We start from the raw sequence: 19961 nt of genomic DNA, 5'->3' as shown, positions 1-19961 counted from the left end.
GATGGTTAGTAGCCCAAGGCCTCCTTCTCCGCTTCCAGTTCACGTAGGCGGGCTTCCAATTCAGCTTCTTTTTCGCGTTTACACAAGGGACATTCAAAATGCTCTCCGTCGATGTACCCGTGCGTGGGGCAGATGGAGAAGGTCGGCGATATGGAAAAATACGGGATACGGTAATGGGACGCAACCGCTTTAACCAAATCACGGCACGCCTGCCACTCTTTAATCGATTCACCTAAGAAGATATGGAATACCGTACCGCCGGTATATTTACGTTGCAGCGCTTCCTGATGATCCAAGGCTTCAAACACATCGGCGGTATACGAAACCGGCAGCTGGCTTGAATTGGTATAGTAAGGATCGCGCTCCCCGGAGGTGATAATGTCAGGGAACTGCTGCTTGTCGTGCCGCGCAAGCCGGTACGAGGTGCTTTCGGCGGGGGTTGCTTCAAGGTTAAAGAGATCGCCCGTCTGTTCCTGAAAATCAGCGAGCCGCTTGCGCATGTGGGTTAACACCTTTTCGGCAAAGGCCTTGCCGGTTTCGCCCACGATAGTCTCCCCGAGAAAGTTAAGGCATGATTCGTTCATGCCGCAAATCCCGATTGTAGAAAAGTGGTTGTTTAAGTGTTGGAGATACCGGCGCGTATACGGGAAAAGCCCTCCCTCCAACAGCCGCTGAATCACCTTGCGCTTAATCTGCAAGCTGGTTTTAGCAAGTTCCATCAGATAGTCGAGGCGGTCAAAGTATTCTTTTTCCGTGCGCGCAAGGTAGCCGATTTGCGGCATATTGATGGTAACCACGCCGATGGAGCCGGTAAATTCATCGGAGCCGAAAAGACCGCCGCCCCGTTTCCGCAGCTCTCGCTTATCCAGCTGTAAGCGGCAGCACATGGAGCGAACATCGCTCGGGTTAAGATCCGAATTGATAAAATTCTGAAAATACGGAGTCCCGTACTTTGCCGTCATCTCGAAAAGGAGGGCGGCGTTCGGGCTGTCCCACTTAAAGTCTTCGGTAATGTTGTAGGTCGGAATGGGGTACTGAAAGCCGCGGCCTGCCGCATCGCCTTCCAGCATCAGCTCGATAAAGAGCTTATTGATCATATCCATTTCCGCTTGGCAATCGCCATAGGTAAAATCGGTTTCCTTTCCGCCGACTACTGCTTTTTTATCGGCAAGATCTTTGGGGCATGTCCAGTCGAGCGTGATATTAGTAAACGGTGCTTGGCTCCCCCAACGGCTCGGCGTGTTAACCCCATAGATAAAGCTTTGCAGGCATTGCTTTACACTCTTTTCGTCCATCTTATCGGCTTTGACAAAGGGCGCGAGGTAGGTGTCGAATGAGCTGAACGCCTGCGCCCCCGCCCACTCATTTTGCATAATGCCGAGGAAGTTCACGATTTGCTGAATCAAGGTGGAAAGATGGCGCGCAGGCTTCGACGTAATCTTGTCGGGAACGCCGCCTAAACCCTCTTGGATAAGCTGCCGGAGCGACCATCCCGCGCAATAGCCCGAAAACATCGAAAGGTCATGGATATGGAAAGCGGCTGTCTGATGCGCTTCGGCGATTGCCGGTGTGTAGATATTTTTAAGCCAGTAGTTTGCCGTTATCGTGCCGGAGTTATGTAAGATAAGACCGCCGAGCGAAAAGTTGACATTGGCATTCTCGTTCACCCGCCAATCGCTTTTACTCAAGTAGCCATTCATCGTTTTGTCGATATCGATCATCAGCCGCTCCGCATCGCGGACAGCTTCCCGTTTTGCACGGTAGAGGATGAAAGCCTTTGCGATTTTTGCTTCATTGCGTTCGATCAAAACATTTTCGATAATATCCTGAATTTCCTCGATTGCGGGAATAGAATGAGCATGGCGCGAAGCCATCAACTCTGTCAGTTTCTCTTCCACCGCAGCCGTCAGCGAATCGGCTTTTTCTTCATCCGCCGAACCGGTAACCGCCTCGATTGCTTTTTGAATCGCTATCTTTATTTTATTCCGATTAAAGATTTCAATATCACCCGACCGTTTTACTACCGACCGCAATACCGGCTTTGTTTCTATCGTTGTGTCTCCTAAAAAGGCCGTCCATTCAGGAAATACCGCTTGATCCATGTTTTTCTTCCTCCCCATATTTGACATGTGAGCATCTCTAAAAATCTCAGTTTTTTAAAGATGCTCATGTATTTTTTTCACCTCATTGATAAATTCATCAAGGTCATTAAATTTCTTATATACCGATGCGAACCGAATATATGCCACTTTATCTACGGTGTATAAACGAGCAAGTACCATTTCGCCCAGTTCCGTGCTCTTGATTTCTTTCGCGCTCTTACTATTCATAACCGCCGCATCTTCAATATCGCTGACGATGTTTTCAATTTCGTTCATCGAAACGGGACGTTTTTCCAGCGAACGTTCGATGCCGCGTTCCAATTTCGCGCGGTCAAAGGGTTCCCTCCGTCCGTTTCGTTTAACCACCATCAGCGGTTTTTCTTCTATCCGCTCATAGCTGGTAAAGCGGTACCCGCAGCTGAGGCATTCTCGTCTCCGCCTGATACAATCGCCTTGCCCGAGCGTTCGGGACTCTACCACTTTGTCGTCAACACTTCCGCAATACGGACAGCGCATATTCTCTCCCTTTTTTAATTGTTTTTTTTAATCGGCGAAAAACGCCGAGAGTGTTTTCCACTGTCGTTCGAGCGTTTTGTTGCGTGCCGGAAAAATGGCGACGGTCTTTTTTTCTCCGGTACGTAAACACAGCATACATTTTATAAACTCCGTTTTAAACAGACCTTTGACAAAGCGCTCAGTTTCGACTTTTTCGATGTCTGAGAAGGAATACTGCTTGCGCAGAGCAAGAAAAACAAGGCCTACCCGATACTCTATGGTCTTTTTCGTGCAGTTAAAACGCCACCGATCTACGTAGCATAGCACAAACAATGCAAAACAGCTCAGTATGATTCCCAAAATCGGCAGCTGGCGCCGTTCACTATACATAAGGGCTGAGGCCGCAACAATGCACAGCAACATAACGGCGTACCCTGTCCGCGTACCGAATGAAAGGAGTGAAAAGGTAAAATTATCGTTTTGTTTTTTTGTAGGCAACAGGGGCTTATCCACGGTTCTTCTTCCGATTGTACCGAGCTAAAAGAGCGATACCGATAAATCCGCCTGCAATCATCATAAAGCAAAAGACTTGTCCGGTAGAAATATTTTTGAACGAGCTAAAAAGATAGATATTTGCCTCGTCCGCAGCAGCAGCAATCCGGAAGCCCAGCTCATAATCGGGCTGGCGGAAGTATTCGATGAAAAAACGAACAACCCCGTAACCGATGGTGTAGAAGCAAAATAAAAAGCCGTTAAACGGTTTTTTATTGCGTACCAGCCATACCGCAATCCAGAGGAGTACTCCTTCAAAAAGTGCCTCATACAGCTGGCTCGGGTGGCGGGGTAGGTTGACATACTGCGCGCCTTCCTGTATGGCGACTCCTGCTTTTGCTGCAAACTCCCGTACCCATGCTTCTTTAACCGGGAAGCAGTCGTGGAGCGGCACCGACGGAAAGAGCATACCGATGGGGCTTGTCGTAATACGCCCGTAGAGTTCGCCGTTGAAAAAGTTTCCGAGCCTTCCGAAGGTGTAGCCAAGCGGTATTCCCGCTGCTGCGGTATCCGCCCATGCAAAAAAGTCCTGCTTATGCCGCTTTGTCCACAGAAAGGCGCCTAAGAAGCAGCCGATAAAACCTCCGTGATACGACATCCCTTGCAGCCCCGTCCATTCTCTTGTTTTGGAAAACGGCCAAAAGATCAACCACGGCTTTTGCCAATAAAGCCATTCCGGCTCATATACCAGCGTTGCAAAAATGCGGGCGCCGAGCATCAGTCCGAAAAGCGACCAGGTAAAAAAGTCAATAATATCTTCATTCGTGATAGGCTTTTCGCTTTTTGCATACCGTTGTAATTCGCCTTTATTAACCTGTACCTTAAACAGTACGAATGCGATTGTAAAGGCAACGAGGTACATAAACCCGTACCATCGTAAAAAGGGAAAGCCCGGAATAATCTCCGGTTGTATCCACGACGGATATTGAATAGCACAAATCATAAAAATACCTCTTATTCCGCCGTAAACTCGATTTTATCTTCAATTTGCTTACAGACTATCCTGCCCTGTTTTGAATCGAAAGTGAATATGACATGAGAAGCCGGTTCGCGTACTTCATAATATCTGCCGTGACTTTCCAAAATAACGCCGGGGTACACGGTTCCGGTTACCTTTATTTCCGAAGAAATATGCGATTCAAAATTTTCTTTCAGCTTAAAAATCTTTATGCCGAGAGATGTGTTTGATTTAAGTAAGATGACTTTTTGTTCCCGCAGTTCTTGGATACGGTCGGCAGGGGTTTCCGAGTCGTTTAATTCCCCTTCTATGCGGGCAAGCTCCAACAGGTTGTCCTGTGTCTGTTTTTCGTATACCTCTATCTTATCTTTTATCAGGTAGTCTTGTCCAAATGAAATAATCGTACGGACGGTTTTGTAATCCCCTAAATTTCGCACATTGATACCATGGGCCGCATGAGCATTTCCGCCGATAAAACTACCGGGCTCTCCGGTCATAATCAGCTGACCGTTTGTTTTAACGACACAGCGGAAACTGTACTCATTGATATAGATATTACCGCCTGCAAATAGCCGTGCCGTTTCGGCAAAATGGAGCGCCATCGTATTCTTTGCCCACACCGTGCCGCGGCTTTCTCCCCGTATGCCGCCGTTCATTAAAAGCGATTCCTTAGTGTACACCAGCGATACGCCTGCATCTCCGTTGACGGTTAAACAGCCGCCCGCTTTTACGCTGCGATCTGCATCAATATCCCCGTTGATAATCACATCACCGGCAAAGATAATATCGCCGGTTTCTTTATTTACATCCGTATCGATAATCTTTGAATTGAGTATTTTGAGCTTTTCACCGGTACGTATCAACTCCCCATGCACAGCCGCTACAAACGAAATCTTTCTTCCTTGTTTAATAACACGGATGGTGTTATCGGTTTGGGGTAGTTTTAACAGTGCTGCCTGATTGATTTCTATAGTGTTTCCGAATACATCGGAGCCCTTTTCGCCGGCTTCCTGAAAGAATGTTTCCAGGAGGGTTTCTCCCCGTTTTACCGAAACACTGTTTGAATACCCGAAATCAACCTTCCAGTCGAATTGGTACGAATGCGGGGCAACCGGCTGTATACCCCTACTGACGGTAAATTTAACCGGTGCGGAAGAAAGTCGTGCTTCGTAAATAGCGTCTTTCAGTATTTTGTCGGTATATCGATCAGGAGGCAGGTTCACTTCGTCCAATGCTTTTTTTAAGCGAGAAAGCGAAAGGCGCGCTCCTGCCCCTCTTCCCGATTCGAGAATGAGAGAGGCTTCCATTTTGTCGTCGCTGATAACAGCTTTGACCGTAGCATCTTTATACGGGATAATACGTAGCTTGAGGCCGTCAGGGCTTTCCGCCGATAAGAGAATTCCATTGCAACCGGCCTTCAATTCGTCATTCGTTTGCGTGATATTCCGTAAATCCAGCACAAAAGGATCGTTGCCCGGTAACCCCGGAATAGTATTCCCGTAAATATCCGCTCCACTTGTCCCGAGTTCCGATTTTGAAAATTCATACAGTAGATCATGTTTTGCGACGATGGAAAGAGATTGTGCTTCGGAAAGCGGGAAATCTTTGTCGTATATCATCTGCGGCTGCTCACGAGCTGTTCCCACTGCATGGAGCAATTTCTTGCGGAGCAGAATATCTTCTGCCTCATCCAATTTCGTAATGTGCGGAATAAGCGACCGGTCTTTTCCTCGTCCGGGTAGTGTGCCTTCTGCAATGACAAGCTCAATTTCCCGATCGGGAGCTTCGATAAAAGCGTCTATTTTTTGATCCAGCACTTTAAAATCGATGTTTGCAATCTGGCTGTTATTCAGCATTGTTGTAATCAATTTTTTATCGATATTGTGCGGCTCGTCTTTTGCTTTCCGTATATAGAGCGTTGCTTTTGTTTTATCCGGATCAATAATGAGCCGCGTATCGAAGGATGGATCAAGTTCGATTTCGAGGGGAAGCGGTACTGTCGTTCCATACACTATTTTATCAAAGTAACGTTCAAACTGTTGTGCATTGATAAGGTTTTCGGTAGACACCCCTTCTTTTTTTGCCTGTTCAACTATTTCTTCATAGGCGGGAAATACGCAGTTCTCTTTATTGTCTACGCCGCTGACGGAAAAATACCACTTTTTATTTTTTTCGTTTTGTTTTATCGTCCACTTCATATTATACCGCTTATATACGATACCCTTGTTCAAGGGCTATTTTTATTTTCCGCTTTAACAAAGCATTTTCTTTCTTTAAAACGGAAATCTCATATTGCTGGCTCTTGAGCATTTCGGCAATATCGTTCATTGACAGTGCTTCACTGCCGATAAGGTCTTCGATATAGCCCATCTTTGAGCGGAAGTCGGTTTCGGCTTCCAATTCGGCAGACTGAAATGTCTCATCGGTATATTCGGCGTAATCCGCCACATTTTGAAAAGTTTCGGTTTCGGACTGTAGAATTTTGTCGGCAATGCGGTAGATTGCCTGAGAAATCATAGCTTGCGGTTTGTATAGGATGACAGGTAAACGTGATGCAAGCGCCGTATCCTGTATTGTATCCCGGTAAATAACACCGAGGTGTTCAAGATTGATGTTGAGGTATTCCTGACATGACCGGCGGATCTTTAAGGCTTTGTCGGCATCTTTCGGATCGTCGAGCATATTCATAATAAGCCGGGGCTTAAATTTATGCAGATTGGACAAAAAAAGCTCGGTGTTTTTAGGATCGATTTTTTCGAGTTCGGTGATGATGCGAGGAATGTACATTCGCTGCATGGACGAGGAATCGGATTTGAGCTTTTCAAGGTATTTAAAACCCGGACTGTTCCGCTTAAAAGCTCCGTAAAGCATACGAAATACGACATTTTTTAAGAAAAGATACGCGTTCAGTATCGCGGTAACCGATGGTGCGGTAACGACAATGCCCTGCGGGGAAAGCAAAAAGAAATCCAGAATACCGAGGTGTGTTCCTGCACCGAGGTCAAGAATCAAGTAGTCTGCATCCATTTTAAGCATATTTTTGATTAAGCTGTTTTTATCGGAGGCTTTTAAGGCTGCGAAGCCGGGAATTTCGGAGTCGCCCGGAACAAAACGTACGTTCGGATACCCCGTATTTACAATAATATCTCCGAATGAAGAATTTCCCGACAAAAAAGTACCGATTCCGTGCGCGTTCGATTGCTGCCCAAGAACCAAATGAAGATTCGATGCGCCTAAATCCAGATCGGCAACCAGAACATTTTTTCCTGCCTGTCCGAGGGCAATTGCAAGATTCGCGGAAAGAAGACTTTTTCCGACCCCGCCCTTTCCGCTAGCAATCGGTATTATTTGCATAATACACACTCCCTTTTATAAATGAATAAAACAGCAACACCGTATCGACTGCAAGGAAAAAAAGCACTCCCTTTGAAAAATCGAGACTGCCGTTGCTCGGTGCCGAGTTAAAGACAATCCCTATTATAGCAAATCCCCGCTGAAAAATATAGAGGAATTCGGCGCAAACAGCAGTTAATTTGAACAATGCGGATGCATAGAGTGCCCAGTGGAAGTCTTTTTCATTTAATGCGAGCATCAGCCATAAAAGTACCGGCATACAGAGCGCCGCAAGTGCACTATATTTAAAGAAGGATATCTTCTGCAGATAGCCGACGGAAAAGGCGGCAATATAAAAAACTTTTATTATTTCGTACACAAAAGCGGCACAATAGGCAGCAACCGTTTTCTTGTTCATTTCTATAGAGTGTATGCGCAAGATTACGTTAGGTCAAGGGCTCGCTATCCAAAATTCCGAGTCGTCTGTGTTATGAATTGATAGAGGCTGTCCAAAAACTGAAAGCCTATCGGCTTTTTCTGTAAGGAAATTATTCATTATATCCGCTAAAGCGGATTGCGTAACAGTTTTTGGATAATTTCCTGCCATTTTGTTCCAAAAGTTATATAAGGACTGTAGGAGGCAAATATGAGAAAATCCCCTATCATCCCCATGCGGTTTACCGCTCGGAATGATTACGCATTTCTTTCCATTGTACATCCGTGTACAATGGAAAGAACGAGTTTCGGCTGTTGCCGAAACATCGTTTCTGATATAACCAGCGGCATCCATGCCGCTTCTGTCCCTTTGGAACCGCAGAGAATAAAGACATTATGATCGAATTTATTTCTTTGGTTAGTCAGTTGAGCAAGGATGATTTTGATGATGTCCGTATCGAGAATAGCGAACAAATTCCCCGATTTTACAACGATAAAACAGGACGGCTGGATATAAAAATCCGCTTAAATGACGGGCGTAAAATCGATGTGGAGATGTCGTTTTCCGATAGACTTCCGTGTCTATCGGAAAACACGAGTTTTGCCATTCGGCAAAACATCGCTGCTGCGTGGAATCACCGCCATCCTTGGCGGAACAGATATGGGAAAAAGTCTCTACCGATAAAGGTCAAAAAGTGATAAACTAGCTGTGATTTATCATAACCAGCGCTTTTGAAAAGAGGCAGAGCAGATACGAGGCATGAACAAAAATTACCCGCAGGCGTGCTTTTGCACGTCGAGGACTAATTTTTGTGAAATAACGAAGTAGATGCCTGCATGTTTTCAAAAGATAGGAGGAGAGAGCCATGTTAGCACAAGGGAATCCTGTAATGGCTAAGGCCAATCGAGTGATGGATATCTTTTATCTGGATGAACAAGAACGAAAACGATATGAGGCAGCGTGGGAATATGAAAGCGACCGGCTTTCGATGATAAACGAGTCTGAGCGGAAAGGTCTCGAACGCGGTCTTGTCGAAGGTGAAGCACGCGGCTCTCATCAAGCAAAAGTCGAAACAGCAAGAATATTAAAGCAGCTCGGTGATCCCGTACCAAAGATAATGCAAGCTACCGGATTAAGTGAAGAGGAAGTCGAGAAGATCAATTTATAATTATGTATTATTATCGCTTTGTATGCTTAGAAACGAAAGCCGTCTCAAAAACGTCAGTTTTTCAAGACGGCTTTCGTTTTTTAGGGGGCTACCCCCCACTTATTCCCCGACGCGCTGCGTCGAAGGTGTTGATTTTTTTTATAGTTTAACCGACAGTAAGAAGCCGATATCATTACCGATAAACTTACCTAGCTTGTTCCAGATGTTACCGGAGGAGAAGTCAATCTTGAAATTATCCAGTAAGTTTCCTAAATTCCAATGGGCGTCAAAGGTAATATTTTGTGAGATGAGCCATGTAAAACCGGTACCAAGTTCTATCTTACCGTCTGCAGTTTTAAAGTCCCATGTTACATCTTTGTCAGTACCGGCAGCAGTGAGCGAGCCGTCGCTACTGTTGCGGTGTTTCGTTGTTTCTATGGTCCATCCGAATGTGGGAACTTTAAATTTAGCGCCTAAATTGAAGCGGAACTTGGAAACGGGGGCATAGGTAAGTCCTACGCTCAATGCCGGAGTGAAGCCGATTTTGGTGGTATACTTCCGATCTATCTTGTAGACTTTCGTGGATGAGCCGCTTATTATTGTATCGGTGTAGTTTTCGCCGTTTTTAAAGTGGAATGCTACCGGTACGTTGACTTTTGCTTTAAGGGCGACCTTGCTTTCTTCCGGTTCGTAGGTAATTTGCCATGCGGGATCAAGCGTAAGTGTGTCGCTCAGCCTACCATATTTTTTTACTTTTGTGTTTGTTGAACTACTCTCGCTAGTGACTATTGGGTATATATTCCATTCGGTGTTCAGTGCGAAGCTCGCGCCTTGCGTTACCGGACCGTTATGCGCAAAATCAAATCCGACCCCGCCGTTTAGCCGCAGTGTGTATTCGCTATCATTGCTGGTTAGATTATAAGATGGGGAACTCCCGGTAGTCTTTGTTATCTCTTTATCTACCTTCGAAGTAAGCCCTAGCTCTGCAGATGCTTTAAAAATCTTATTTTCCGACCCTGTTATATTCATACCAGCCTTCAAAGTGGCTTCAAGATTGAACTTATTCGTGGTAGTCGTTGTTTTAGTCAGCTTATCTGTAACGGTTCCATTGTTAGCTTCAGGTTTGTAGGTAAAACTTCCCATAATACCGATATTGTCAAAACCGAACAGGAGTGAACCGCTTGCCGTATGAGTGGTACTGGTTCCGGTTGTCGTCTTATTTTCATCTTTGCCCTTGTTCTTGGTTTCTTTTTTTGAAGTCCAACTATTCAACTGACCACCGAAAAAACCGCTTAAATAAAATTTGCCGGCGACCGGCCCTGCAAGGCCAAAGTTAAGTTTGTCGTTTCCATCCCTTCCATAGCTTAAAAAGCCAAATAATTTTTCGGGTTTTACGTTACTCCACTCGTTTACGTCGAGGTAGTCATCGACGTCCGTTCCGAACAGCTCTTTTGTGCTCTCGTTTGTCATCGATTTTGGACTAAGCCGCATGAGTTCGACATGGGGTGGGGTTTGTGCAAATGCTGCTGTAAAACATACGGTAAGTAAGAAAACCGTTACCAATGTTTTTTTTGACAATTTCATTGTTTTTCTCCTTTTTATTGAAATTGAGAATTTTTCCTTCAAAGAAGGTTATTTATTATGATAGCATGCTTTCTCAATATGTCAACAGAAAATTTTAATTTTAATTTTTATACTATTCAATTGAAAAAAAACGCTTTGCCCTTTATAATACTCCCGGAAAATTACCGTATATATAAAGGAAGGTTTGTATGAAAGCAGCTGTACTGGATGGGTTCACTCTTAATCCGGGAGATTTGTCGTGGCGGGTTTTACAGGATATTGCGGATATTACGATATATGACAAAACCGCACCCGATGAGGTGTACGAACGAGTAAAAGACTGCGAGGCGGTTTTATCAAATAAAATTGTGTTTTCAAAGGACTTGATTGGGCGGTTACCCAAGCTGCGGTACATCGGCGTGCTGGCAACCGGCTACAACATTATCGATGTAGAGGCCGCTCATGCGGCTGGGATCACCGTAACGAATATTCCCAGCTACAGCACCGACAGCGTTGCGCAGCTGGTATTTGCATTCATCTTACAGTTTTATTGGCACGTAAAGGAACACAGTGATGAGGTTCACGGCGGTAAGTGGAGCCGCAGCGAGCATTTCTGCTATACCTCGTTCCCGACGTTTGAACTGACGGGGAAGACGCTCGGTATTATCGGGTTTGGGCACATCGGGCAAAGGGTTGCGGAAATTGCGCTTGTGATGGGGATGCGGGTACTCTATGTTAATCGCTCGCCCAAAACGGTACCTCATCTCGCTGCGGCGAAGCAGGTTGACATTGCAACCTTGCTTGCCGAATCCGACATTATCAGCTTGAATGCGCCGCTTAACAGTGCAAGCGAAAAAATAATCGATGCCGCAGCGCTTACGAAAGTAAAGCCGGGCGTACTTATTATCAATACCGGACGGGGGCCGCTTATCGATGATGAGGCGGTTGCCGCAGCGTTGAAAAAAGGTTCCATCGGCGGCTATGCAGCCGATGTACTGAGCGCTGAGCCGCCGCCTGCAAATCATCCGCTGTTCGGCTGCCCCAACTGCTTTATAACGCCGCATATCGCATGGCAAACCCGCGAAGCGCGGACGCGTCTGTTGAACCTCGCCGCGGATAATGTAAAAAGCTTTCTTGCCGGTAAACCGCAGAATGTAGTGTAAGGAGGGAATTTATAGAATTTTTTCGAAAGGTATGGTAAACTAGCCACAATAAGGGGAAGAAGATGTCCTACGAAACAGTTATCAAGCAGATAAAAACGTTACCGGAAGCTTGTCTTGACGATGCCTCAAAATATCTTGATTTTCTTCTTTATCAATATGCGCAGAAAAGACTGAATCCATTAATTGAATCCGATGAGGAATTTAAAGCAAAAATGCAAAAGGGATTCGATGATATGAAAAAAGGAAGGGTTACCCCTGTTAAAGAAGCCTTTTCAGAAATAAAAAGCCGGTTCGCATAATGGAAGTAGTTTTATCAGATCAAGCAAAAAATGATATAGCAGACATTTATGCTTATATCTTGAATAAATTACAATCGAAAATTAATGCAGATGCCGTTTTAACTAAACTCTACTCTGCTATGGATAGTTTGAGTTTTATGGCGGAAAGTTACCATCTTTACCCGCATGAACCATGGTATTCGATAGGTGTCCGCTATTTTTCCATAGGCAATTATTCTATCTTTTATGTTGTAGAAAAAGATATGGCAACGGTAATACATGTTTCATACGGAAAAAGAGATTTAGACAAAATTTTGTCGGATTATGAATAAAACATCTTGAGCTAAATTTTGAAAAAATCTCGCTCAATTTATGATAAAAGACGGGCAAACACATCAGATAAGCCAGTCAAATACCGCAGAATACCGGAGGCTGGGTTGTTTGAATAAACTTTCCGTAAGCCTTTTGAAAAGAGCCTGTTAAGCAGTTGTACATCCGTATACAACTGCTTAACGAAGAGGATGCATAATTTATGATAAAAGACGAGCAAACACAGCAGATGGATCAATCTGATACCGCAAAATATATAAGCTGGACGACCATTTGAGCCGCAACGCGGCGAAACTCTGGTCGGACTGCTTATATATTCTGCGGGGGTATACTACAAACATCTGTTGTGTTTGCTCCGGAGGGAGTTTCAATGAAGCAATTAAAAAACGGGCAGCTTGTTGCAATAGGGGCGGCGGTTGTACTCGTCACATTGGCATTTTTCAGTTTTACCGTTGTTTCGACAACGGATAACGGTGTGGTAACTCGGCTCGGTAAATATAACCGGACGCTGCAGCCCGGTTTACAGTTCATTATCCCGATTGTCGAGCGGGTGTATCACATTCCGGTTACGACCGTTCAAAAAGAGGAGTTCGGTTTCCGTACCACGATGGCCTCTGACCGGAGTCAGTACCGGAATAATATCGTCACCGAATCTTCAATGCTGACCGGCGACTTGAATATTATCAATGTTGAATGGACGGTACAGTACCGTATTATCGATCCCAAAGCATGGCTCTTTAATGTTGAAGAAGGGGAACGGATTAACACCGTCCGCGATGTGTCCACAGCGGCAATCAACAGCCTAATCGGCGATCGCGCTATTTTTGATATTATGGGGTCTGAACGCGACTCCATTCAGTTTTTAGCGCCCGAAATTATGAATGAAAAGTATAAGCAGCTGGGTCTCGGCATTGCGGTTTCGTCGGTACAGCTGCAAAATGTTGTTCCGCCGGAAGATGTACAGCAAGCTTTTGAGGATGTTAATATCGCCATTCAGGATATGAACAGGTTAATTAACGAAGGCAAAGAAGCCTACAACAAAGAGATACCCAAAGCGAAAGGCGAGGCAGACCGGATGATTCAAGAAGCACGAGGTTATGCGGTGGAACGGATCAACAAGGCGGAAGGAGATGTTGCCCGTTTTAATGCCGTCTATGCCGAGTATAGCAAGGCACCCGATATTACCAAGCGGCGGCTCTATCTTGAAACACTCGATAAGATATTTTCAAATACCGACAAGGTAATCTTCATCGATAAAAACGTCAAAAATTTCTTACCGTTAAAAAATCTTTCGGGAGGAGAACAGTGAGAGCGAGCAAAATAGATCCGGTAAAGGCTAAAAAGACCATACGGTTTGGCGCAGTGGTGGTGTTTATTCTTATTCTTGTGTTGTCGGTAAAGCCCTTTTATATCTTAAATGAAGGACAAACTGCGATTATCACTCAGTTCGGTAAAATTGTCAAAGCCGAAACGGAGGCGGGACTTCATTTTAAAATACCGGTTCTGTACCAGGTACATCGATACACGGCAAAATTATTGCGCATCGACGGCGACCCTCAAAAGATCCTCACTAAAGAAAAGCAATTTATTGAGGTGAATACCACCAGCCGTTGGCGTATTTCAGATATCCGTAGGTTTTATCAATCTCTCGGAACCTACGAAGCCGCTTATTCACGTCTTTCGGATATTATCGACTCATCAGTGCGGGATATCATCACCGTCAACAGTTTGAATGACGTTGTCCGCAACACCAACAGCATTAATGAAATGGTGCACCAAGAGCAGATCGGGCTGAACACGGACGAGGTGAAGTTGGAAGAGGTAACCGGTGCGGAAAAGATTGTGTATGCTGCTATCGAAAAAGGGCGTGATGTGCTGGCCGCCGAAATTTTAAAGAAAGCGAATATGCAGCTGAAAGATTTCGGTATTGAGGTTATCGATGTTATCTTTAAAGAGATAAAGTATTCCGACGAATTGCAAGCCTCCGTATATAATAGAATGATTAAGGAGCGGAATCAGATTGCGCAGACCTTCCGTTCTACCGGTGAGGGAAAAAAGGCGGAATGGCTCGGTAAGTTGGAAAACGAGAAAAAGAGCATCCTTTCAAAGGCGTATTCCGAGTCGGAGAAGATAAAGGGCGCGGCAGACGCACAGGCCACCGCAATCTATGCCGCATCCTACGGCAAGTCCCCTGAGTTTTATAGCTTTTGGAAGAGTCTTGAAGTATATCAAAACGCGCTTCCCGATACCGAAAAGATATTATCAACCGATATGGAATACTTTCAATATCTCTATAAACATTAACAGCGCGTGATGGGCATCTCTAAAAAATGCTTTTTAGGGATGCCCTAATATTTGTTAAGATTTTTACCGATACTGAAATATGCAGGGAGGACTCCGGTGAGACGTAGAGGTTCTTTTGGACGAGTAATAGTATTGCTTTTATTGATTATTATATTGGTTTTCGGCGGACTTTTTTGGTTCAGCTATCTCGGCTTAATCAATGCACGGGGAGTTTTTTCACCGGTATACTCGTTGTTCGGATTAAAGACGCCGGCAGGTGTCGCTTCTCCGGCTGATGCGGATGCGGATTTGGATGCCGACCGGTATGCAAAGCGGTTGATCGCCTTGGATGTCCGCTCGCAGGAGCTTGATAAAAAAGAGGCTGATGTTACTGCTCGCGAAAAAGAAGCTGCACAGGTATCACAGGAACTGGACGATCGGCTTTCTATTATAGAAGAAAAAGAAAAGTCTTTTAAACAGATGATGACGGAACGGGATATGCGGGAAGCGAATATCGACCAGATCGCACGGTATATCAACGGTATGCAGCCTGAGAAGGCGGTCGCAAACTTATTGCAAATGGATGATCAGGATATTATCGATGTGCTGCGGGCGGTAGAGGCAATTGCAAAAAAAGCAAACAAGACTTCTTCCGTTGCATATTGGTTCTCGTTGATGCCGGCGAATCGCGCCGCCGATATTCAGCGCAAGATGGCAAACAAACCGGCATCGCTTCCTTAATCTCTTGAGAGATGTTATTTCCGACACTTCGGTTTGCGCTCTTTTTTTCCGTTGTTTTTTTTCTGTATTGGTATGTATTCAGGCAGAAAAGACAACGGATTATTCTACTTACCTGCGCAAGCTATTTTTTTTATGCCTGCTGGGATTGGCGCTTTTGCCTCTTGCTGTTCGGAGTGTCGGCTCTGTCCGGCCTTACCGGCTATCTGCTTGGTATACAAAAAAACTATATTCCCCGTACCATTACAATGATAACCGGTACCGCGTTGCACGTTCTCTTCCTCGGATTTTTCAAATATTTTTATGATTTTATTTCTTTTTTAAACTACACATTTTTTAACGGGCAGCTCCAGTCCCCGCTGTTACTGCAACTGCAAAGTTGCTCGCTGTTATTACCGATCGGTATTTCGTACTATACGTTCCGCTCGATGAGCTATATTTTTGATATTTATCTCTGCAAAATGCGGCCGGTTAAATCGTTTATCGAAGTACTGCTCTATATCTCGTTTTTTCCGCAGCTGGCGTCGGGGCCTATCGTGCAGGCGGAAGCCTTTTTTACAGCCTTGCCGGACAACCTTACACAGGACGTAACGGAGGAACGCCCGATAGCGTTTGACCGCAGCGTACTGCTGATCTTGTCGGGGCTGTATAAAAAGATGGTGCTGGCAACCTTTCTTTCCGTGCTTGCCGTCGATCCCGTATTTGCGAATCCTGCACAGTGTAATACCCTCGAATTGCTTGTCGCTTTGGTGTCGTATACGTTTGTCATTTATTGCGACTTTTCAGGTTATAGCGATATGGCAATCGGCATCGGGCTTTTGCTCGGCTTTGAAGCACCGCAGAACTTTAACCGGCCGTATCTTTCCCAATCGGTGAGTGAGTTTTGGCGGCGCTGGCATATCAGTTTTTCGTCGTGGCTGCGCGATTATGTGTACTTCTCCTTCGGCGGCTCACGCTACGGTTTAGTCCGCACGGTGATTGCGCTGGTCGGGACAATGCTCATCGCGGGGGTGTGGCACGGCGGCTCCATTCCCTTTGTGCTGTGGGGGTTGTTGCAGGGACTTGCCTGCGCCGCAGAGCGGGTAGTCGCTGTGCTTGGTAAAGAACGCCGCGCCGCCGCTATCAACACTGCTGCGGGCAACCAAGAATCTCTCATTACTGCAACGGCTGTATCCGATAAACCGCGCCGCGGCATAGTGCGGTTTGCCGGACGGAACATTGATATGAACCGGCTGCTTCGGATCGGACGCGTTTTTGTGTTTATCAATATCAGCTGGCTGATTTTCCGGTCGAATACCGTGCGGGAAATTGCATTGTATTTTTCTTCGCTCAAGAATATCACACAGCCGCTCCGCACGGTGCATTGGTTTGTGCTGGTACCGCTTGCCGCCGCCTTTCTACTGCAAATTCCGAAAGAAGAGACGCGCCGCGCGTATTTTGCACGGTATGTACGGTTGCCGCTTGCGGTAAAGGCCGCTGCCGTTGTGCTGTTTTTTGTCGGCCTCAACATTGTGTCGACGTCCGGCATCGCACCGTTTATCTACTTCGGATTTTAGGGGGATACGCAGAGTATGAGTGAAAACAGTCAACGCGGCGAATCGGCTCAATACGAGCGGCAAGAATACGACAATCGGCAAGGGCAAAAGAGCGGGCAAGGGCGGAACGGCCGATACTCTCCCAATCAGTGTTTTTTCTTTGTTGTGCTAACGCTGCTTATTCTTATTCCGTTTTTAGGGCAGCGGCTTGCGCATCCGGTGCAAAACATCAAAAGAGTATCTTTAAAAAATATTTACAGCGCACTCACCGCGCCGATTGTTTCCGTGACCGAATCATCTCCCGTTGCTGCCGTTATCCCCGTATTGAGGAATGTGTTTATACGGACGGCGGGGTTAGCGGAGCGCGGCGAATGGGATACGTTCTTTTACCGCCAAGGGGTGTACGACAGCGAGGTCGCCGCTTTTTACGCGGTAACCGGAGAACAGGGGTACACCGAAACAATCCCCGGCTTTTCGGATAATTTAGGCGGCAGCGGGCTGCCTGCAGAATTGGTGGGGCAGGTTTCTAAAGCGATGCTCCGCAATGTCGCACTACCGGTTGTCCATTCCGCGCGGATGCCCTTGCGGCTATTCTTTTTCGGAGATTCTCAGATGCGCAGTATCGCTGCCGGTATGACCCGTGCGCTCGGCTCCGATACCTCTATTGCCGTACGGGAATTAAGCGTTCCTTCTTCCGGCTTTCTCCGATCCGATTACTATAACTGGCCGCAAAAACTTGAAGCCGTTTTTGCCGATCAAAAAGATGGGGAACGTTTTGATGCGGCTGTTATTTTCTTAGGTATGAATGACTATCAGGATATGTGGACAACCGGCGGCATCATTCTTACGGCAGGCTCGCCCGAATGGGAAGAGGTGTACCGTAAAATGGTAAAAGTACATCTCGACACTGCGCTCGCTTCCGTTCCGCGGCTGTACTGGCTCGGCTTACCGGTTGTGCGGAGCGCTGCATATAACGAAAAGATGCAATACCTAAATGCAGTGCACGATTCCGTCGCCGAAGAATACGATTCCAAAAAGCTGGTAAGGATTTCACTTAAAGGCCTCGTCGAGCAATATGGAACGGGATACATCGGAGCGATTAAGCCCGAAGGCAGCGCATGGATACCGCTTATACAGGGCGACGGTATCCACTACACAGTCGAAGGCGGCGAGTATTTAATGAAGCACTTCATCGACCGCCTGCACCGCGACTACGCATTTGAAACGCATTGAACAACGCTCTAAAAGCAGTTACACTGGTGCCTATGATACTCGACAATAAATACACGATGCCGTATACGGTGCCGACCACTGCCATCGACGGGCAGTATCGCTGTACACCGTTAACCGTTGCTGCGCTTTCGCAGGATTTGGCGGCTAATCACTATAGTTCTACCGGTATATTTATGCCGCAGCTGCAAGAACGGGGTTTGATGTGGATTATTTCGAAGCAGCATTTTGAAATACATGAATATCCGCTCTGGCTCGATTGCCTGACGTTACAAACATGGGCTCAGCCGCCAAAGGGGCTTTTTTGTTTTCGAGATTTTGCCTATTACTACGCTGAGGGCGGAAAGAAAGATTCGTTGTCTGCGGCTTTTAAAGATTTTGATGCGGCGGAACGGAAGGGTAGCGAATGGACGGCAGACTCGTTGCGTCGACATGGAGCGCTGTGTGTGCGCGGCAGTACGTGCTGGGTTGTGCTGAATACGCACACCAATCAGCCTGCCGTTCTTGACGACACGGTGTTCGGTTCGTTGACGTTTTGTGATGAGCATTTGGAAGGACGGGTTTTTGCAAAGATTTCCTTGCCGGAACACTGGGATCGGGAAGAGCTGTTCCATCCGTCGCTTTTGGATATCGATATGAACGGGCACGTCAATAATCTGAATTATATCCGCTGGGCATTGTCGTTTATGGGTGCAGACTTTTGCCGCGGCAAATTACTCCGCGTCCTCGATACCAATTTTTTGATTTCCGCTCAATACGGGGAAGAACTCTGCTGCCGCTGCTCTCATATTGAAGACAACGTATGTGTGCATTCTATTGTGAGAACTTCCGACGGCAGCGAGGTGTTCCGCGCCCGTAGCGAATGGGCTGATGAACGGAAGATGGCACGGCCGCTTCAGGTTGAACATGAAACTTCCCGACTATAATGCGCCGTCCGCACTCGCTGCTGTGCTCGATGAACACGGGTTTGGGATGCAGAAAAAATTCGGACAAAACTTTTTGATTAATGCACATATACGGCAGGAGCTGATTTCCGCACTCGGTCTTTCCGCCGGAGATGCTGTATGGGAAGTCGGCCCGGGGCTCGGCTCGATGACATCGCTGCTGTTGGAGGCTGGCGCCGATCTAACCGTGTTCGAAATAGACCGCGGCTTCGTACAGCTTTTAACGTCCTATTTCGGTTCATATCATTCGTTCCATTTAATAGAAGGCGATGTGCTTAAAACGTGGAAGGCTGAATATCAACGGCACGCGCCGAAGGCCTTTTTCGGGAATCTGCCGTACAATATTGCGGCAAAGCTCATCGCGGCGACAATCGAAGCCGAGTGTTTTTTTGACCGTATGGTGATAACCGTGCAAAAAGAGGTCGGGCTCCGTATGACCGCGACTCCGGGAAGTGCGGATTATTCGTCGTTTTCGGTACTGTGCCAATGGGCGTATGATGTAGAGCCGATTCGTGATATTGCTCCCGCCGCCTTTTGGCCTAAGCCGAATGTCGAATCCCGAGCGCTCCGCTTTACCAAAAAACAGTCCCCGCAGCCGGTACGCGATGCGCGTCTTTTTTTAAGCCTTGTCCGCGGCCTTTTCAGTTCGCGGCGCAAAACGGTGAAGAATAATTTGAGCACGATTCTTGCTGCTAGAGGAAAAAAGATGCTGCCGGCGGAATCCCTGTTAAAAGCGGCCGAAATCGATCCCGCTGCCCGTGCGGAATCGCTGACCGTCTATGATTTTATCCGATTATCGGATACACTTTGCGATGTGTAAAGGCTCGGTTAGCTTTTATATATCCCCGACGAGGTTCCGATGAATAAACGATTG

General features: G+C 46.4%; 21 protein-coding genes. 13 read left to right on the top strand and 8 right to left on the bottom strand.

The window, feature by feature from the left end; genetic code table 11:
* Positions 1–5 precede the first annotated feature (5 nt).
* From ABH09_RS08280 to ABH09_RS08250, 7 genes are read right to left on the bottom strand one after another with little or no spacing between them, the layout of a single operon-like run.
* On the bottom strand, positions 6–2102 hold the full coding sequence (locus tag ABH09_RS08280; protein WP_253714038.1) for a ribonucleoside triphosphate reductase: 2097 nt from the start codon (positions 2100–2102) through the stop codon (positions 6–8).
* Between the two features lie 54 nt (positions 2103–2156).
* Positions 2157–2618 (bottom strand): transcriptional regulator NrdR, encoded by a 462-nt coding sequence (gene nrdR, locus ABH09_RS08275; RefSeq protein ID WP_162663859.1) that lies wholly within the window; start codon positions 2616–2618, stop codon positions 2157–2159.
* A 27-nt stretch (positions 2619–2645) separates the two neighbouring features.
* Positions 2646–3095: a hypothetical protein gene (locus tag ABH09_RS08270; protein ID WP_253714037.1), complete on the bottom strand. Its 450-nt coding sequence runs from the start codon at positions 3093–3095 to the stop codon at positions 2646–2648.
* A gap of 7 nt (positions 3096–3102) precedes the next feature.
* Complete coding sequence (gene lgt, locus ABH09_RS08265; RefSeq protein ID WP_162663858.1) at positions 3103–4092, bottom strand: prolipoprotein diacylglyceryl transferase; 990 nt, start codon at positions 4090–4092, stop codon at positions 3103–3105.
* Positions 4093–4103: 11 nt separating this feature from the next.
* The gene (locus ABH09_RS08260; RefSeq protein WP_253714036.1) at positions 4104–6305 is read right to left on the bottom strand and encodes a FapA family protein; all 2202 of its coding nucleotides are present in this window, start codon (positions 6303–6305) and stop codon (positions 4104–4106) included.
* 10 nt (positions 6306–6315) lie between these two features.
* Complete coding sequence (locus ABH09_RS08255; RefSeq protein WP_162663856.1) at positions 6316–7461, bottom strand: nucleotide-binding protein; 1146 nt, start codon at positions 7459–7461, stop codon at positions 6316–6318.
* Complete coding sequence (locus tag ABH09_RS08250) at positions 7439–7858, bottom strand: hypothetical protein (protein ID WP_253714035.1); 420 nt, start codon at positions 7856–7858, stop codon at positions 7439–7441. The genes ABH09_RS08255 and ABH09_RS08250 overlap by 23 nt, the downstream gene beginning before the upstream one ends.
* Before the next feature lie 228 nt (positions 7859–8086).
* Between ABH09_RS08250 and ABH09_RS08245 the strand changes: the two genes are divergently transcribed.
* The 3 genes from ABH09_RS08245 to ABH09_RS08235 all read left to right on the top strand — a co-directional run bounded on the left by ABH09_RS08245 (position 8087) and on the right by ABH09_RS08235 (position 9044).
* On the top strand, positions 8087–8275 hold the full coding sequence (locus tag ABH09_RS08245; RefSeq protein ID WP_253714034.1) for a hypothetical protein: 189 nt from the start codon (positions 8087–8089) through the stop codon (positions 8273–8275).
* Positions 8272–8574, top strand: a complete 303-nt coding sequence (locus ABH09_RS08240) for an Rpn family recombination-promoting nuclease/putative transposase (RefSeq protein ID WP_230977631.1) — start codon at positions 8272–8274, stop codon at positions 8572–8574. The genes ABH09_RS08245 and ABH09_RS08240 overlap by 4 nt, the downstream gene beginning before the upstream one ends.
* A 167-nt stretch (positions 8575–8741) precedes the next feature.
* The gene (locus ABH09_RS08235) at positions 8742–9044 is read left to right on the top strand and encodes a hypothetical protein (protein WP_253714033.1); all 303 of its coding nucleotides are present in this window, start codon (positions 8742–8744) and stop codon (positions 9042–9044) included.
* Between the two features lie 138 nt (positions 9045–9182).
* Here the strand turns inward: ABH09_RS08235 and ABH09_RS08230 are convergent, their stop codons facing one another.
* Complete coding sequence (locus ABH09_RS08230) at positions 9183–10607, bottom strand: TDE2508 family outer membrane beta-barrel protein (protein WP_253714032.1); 1425 nt, start codon at positions 10605–10607, stop codon at positions 9183–9185.
* 188 nt (positions 10608–10795) lie between these two features.
* Here ABH09_RS08230 and ABH09_RS08225 point away from each other — a divergent pair, with 188 nt between their 5' ends.
* The 10 genes from ABH09_RS08225 to rsmA all read left to right on the top strand — a co-directional run bounded on the left by ABH09_RS08225 (position 10796) and on the right by rsmA (position 19907).
* Entirely contained in the window at positions 10796–11749 is a 954-nt protein-coding gene (locus tag ABH09_RS08225) for a D-2-hydroxyacid dehydrogenase (protein WP_253714031.1), read from the top strand.
* A gap of 62 nt (positions 11750–11811) precedes the next feature.
* Positions 11812–12048, top strand: a complete 237-nt coding sequence (locus ABH09_RS08220) for a hypothetical protein (protein WP_162663842.1) — start codon at positions 11812–11814, stop codon at positions 12046–12048.
* The gene (locus ABH09_RS08215; protein ID WP_253714030.1) at positions 12048–12359 is read left to right on the top strand and encodes a type II toxin-antitoxin system RelE/ParE family toxin; all 312 of its coding nucleotides are present in this window, start codon (positions 12048–12050) and stop codon (positions 12357–12359) included. The genes ABH09_RS08220 and ABH09_RS08215 overlap by 1 nt, the downstream gene beginning before the upstream one ends.
* Before the next feature lie 368 nt (positions 12360–12727).
* Positions 12728–13666: an FtsH protease activity modulator HflK gene (gene hflK / locus ABH09_RS08210; protein ID WP_253714029.1), complete on the top strand. Its 939-nt coding sequence runs from the start codon at positions 12728–12730 to the stop codon at positions 13664–13666.
* Entirely contained in the window at positions 13663–14661 is a 999-nt protein-coding gene (gene hflC / locus ABH09_RS08205; protein WP_162663839.1) for a protease modulator HflC, read from the top strand. Before hflK ends, hflC begins: the two co-directional genes overlap by 4 nt.
* Before the next feature lie 96 nt (positions 14662–14757).
* Positions 14758–15381, top strand: coding sequence for a periplasmic-type flagellar collar protein FlbB (locus ABH09_RS08200; RefSeq protein WP_162663838.1), 624 nt, complete (start codon positions 14758–14760; stop codon positions 15379–15381).
* Between the two features lie 11 nt (positions 15382–15392).
* Positions 15393–16934 (top strand): MBOAT family O-acyltransferase, encoded by a 1542-nt coding sequence (locus tag ABH09_RS08195; protein ID WP_253714028.1) that lies wholly within the window; start codon positions 15393–15395, stop codon positions 16932–16934.
* 15 nt (positions 16935–16949) lie between these two features.
* The gene (locus ABH09_RS08190) at positions 16950–18146 is read left to right on the top strand and encodes an SGNH/GDSL hydrolase family protein (RefSeq protein WP_253714027.1); all 1197 of its coding nucleotides are present in this window, start codon (positions 16950–16952) and stop codon (positions 18144–18146) included.
* Positions 18147–18178: 32 nt separating this feature from the next.
* A complete protein-coding gene (locus tag ABH09_RS08185) occupies positions 18179–19069 on the top strand; it encodes an acyl-[acyl-carrier-protein] thioesterase (RefSeq protein ID WP_253714026.1) in 891 nt (296 codons plus the stop codon).
* Positions 19050–19907: a 16S rRNA (adenine(1518)-N(6)/adenine(1519)-N(6))-dimethyltransferase RsmA gene (rsmA, locus tag ABH09_RS08180; protein ID WP_253714025.1), complete on the top strand. Its 858-nt coding sequence runs from the start codon at positions 19050–19052 to the stop codon at positions 19905–19907. The genes ABH09_RS08185 and rsmA overlap by 20 nt, the downstream gene beginning before the upstream one ends.
* Positions 19908–19961 lie beyond the last annotated feature (54 nt).

The organism is Treponema sp. OMZ 803 (genome assembly GCF_024181165.1).
In the GTDB taxonomy this organism is placed as follows: Bacteria; Spirochaetota; Spirochaetia; order Treponematales; family Treponemataceae; genus Treponema.
This window is presented reverse-complemented; position numbering and strand designations above follow the sequence as displayed.

Bases quoted from the DNA above. Each gene is read 5' to 3' on its own strand.
- ABH09_RS08280 (WP_253714038.1), bottom strand. From the start codon at position 2,102: ATGGATCAAGCGGTATTTCCTGAATGGACGGCCTTTTTAGGAGACACA.
- nrdR (WP_162663859.1), bottom strand. From the start codon at position 2,618: ATGCGCTGTCCGTATTGCGGAAGTGTTGACGACAAAGTGGTAGAGTCC.
- lgt (WP_162663858.1), bottom strand. From the start codon at position 4,092: ATGATTTGTGCTATTCAATATCCGTCGTGGATACAACCGGAGATTATT.
- ABH09_RS08260 (WP_253714036.1), bottom strand. From the start codon at position 6,305: ATGAAGTGGACGATAAAACAAAACGAAAAAAATAAAAAGTGGTATTTT.
- ABH09_RS08255 (WP_162663856.1), bottom strand. From the start codon at position 7,461: ATGCAAATAATACCGATTGCTAGCGGAAAGGGCGGGGTCGGAAAAAGT.
- ABH09_RS08250 (WP_253714035.1), bottom strand. From the start codon at position 7,858: ATGAACAAGAAAACGGTTGCTGCCTATTGTGCCGCTTTTGTGTACGAA.
- ABH09_RS08245 (WP_253714034.1), top strand. From the start codon at position 8,087: ATGAGAAAATCCCCTATCATCCCCATGCGGTTTACCGCTCGGAATGAT.
- ABH09_RS08240 (WP_230977631.1), top strand. From the start codon at position 8,272: ATGATCGAATTTATTTCTTTGGTTAGTCAGTTGAGCAAGGATGATTTT.
- ABH09_RS08235 (WP_253714033.1), top strand. From the start codon at position 8,742: ATGTTAGCACAAGGGAATCCTGTAATGGCTAAGGCCAATCGAGTGATG.
- ABH09_RS08230 (WP_253714032.1), bottom strand. From the start codon at position 10,607: ATGAAATTGTCAAAAAAAACATTGGTAACGGTTTTCTTACTTACCGTA.
- ABH09_RS08225 (WP_253714031.1), top strand. From the start codon at position 10,796: ATGAAAGCAGCTGTACTGGATGGGTTCACTCTTAATCCGGGAGATTTG.
- ABH09_RS08220 (WP_162663842.1), top strand. From the start codon at position 11,812: ATGTCCTACGAAACAGTTATCAAGCAGATAAAAACGTTACCGGAAGCT.
- ABH09_RS08215 (WP_253714030.1), top strand. From the start codon at position 12,048: ATGGAAGTAGTTTTATCAGATCAAGCAAAAAATGATATAGCAGACATT.
- hflK (WP_253714029.1), top strand. From the start codon at position 12,728: ATGAAGCAATTAAAAAACGGGCAGCTTGTTGCAATAGGGGCGGCGGTT.
- ABH09_RS08195 (WP_253714028.1), top strand. From the start codon at position 15,393: ATGTTATTTCCGACACTTCGGTTTGCGCTCTTTTTTTCCGTTGTTTTT.
- ABH09_RS08190 (WP_253714027.1), top strand. From the start codon at position 16,950: ATGAGTGAAAACAGTCAACGCGGCGAATCGGCTCAATACGAGCGGCAA.
- ABH09_RS08185 (WP_253714026.1), top strand. From the start codon at position 18,179: ATGATACTCGACAATAAATACACGATGCCGTATACGGTGCCGACCACT.
- rsmA (WP_253714025.1), top strand. From the start codon at position 19,050: ATGAAACTTCCCGACTATAATGCGCCGTCCGCACTCGCTGCTGTGCTC.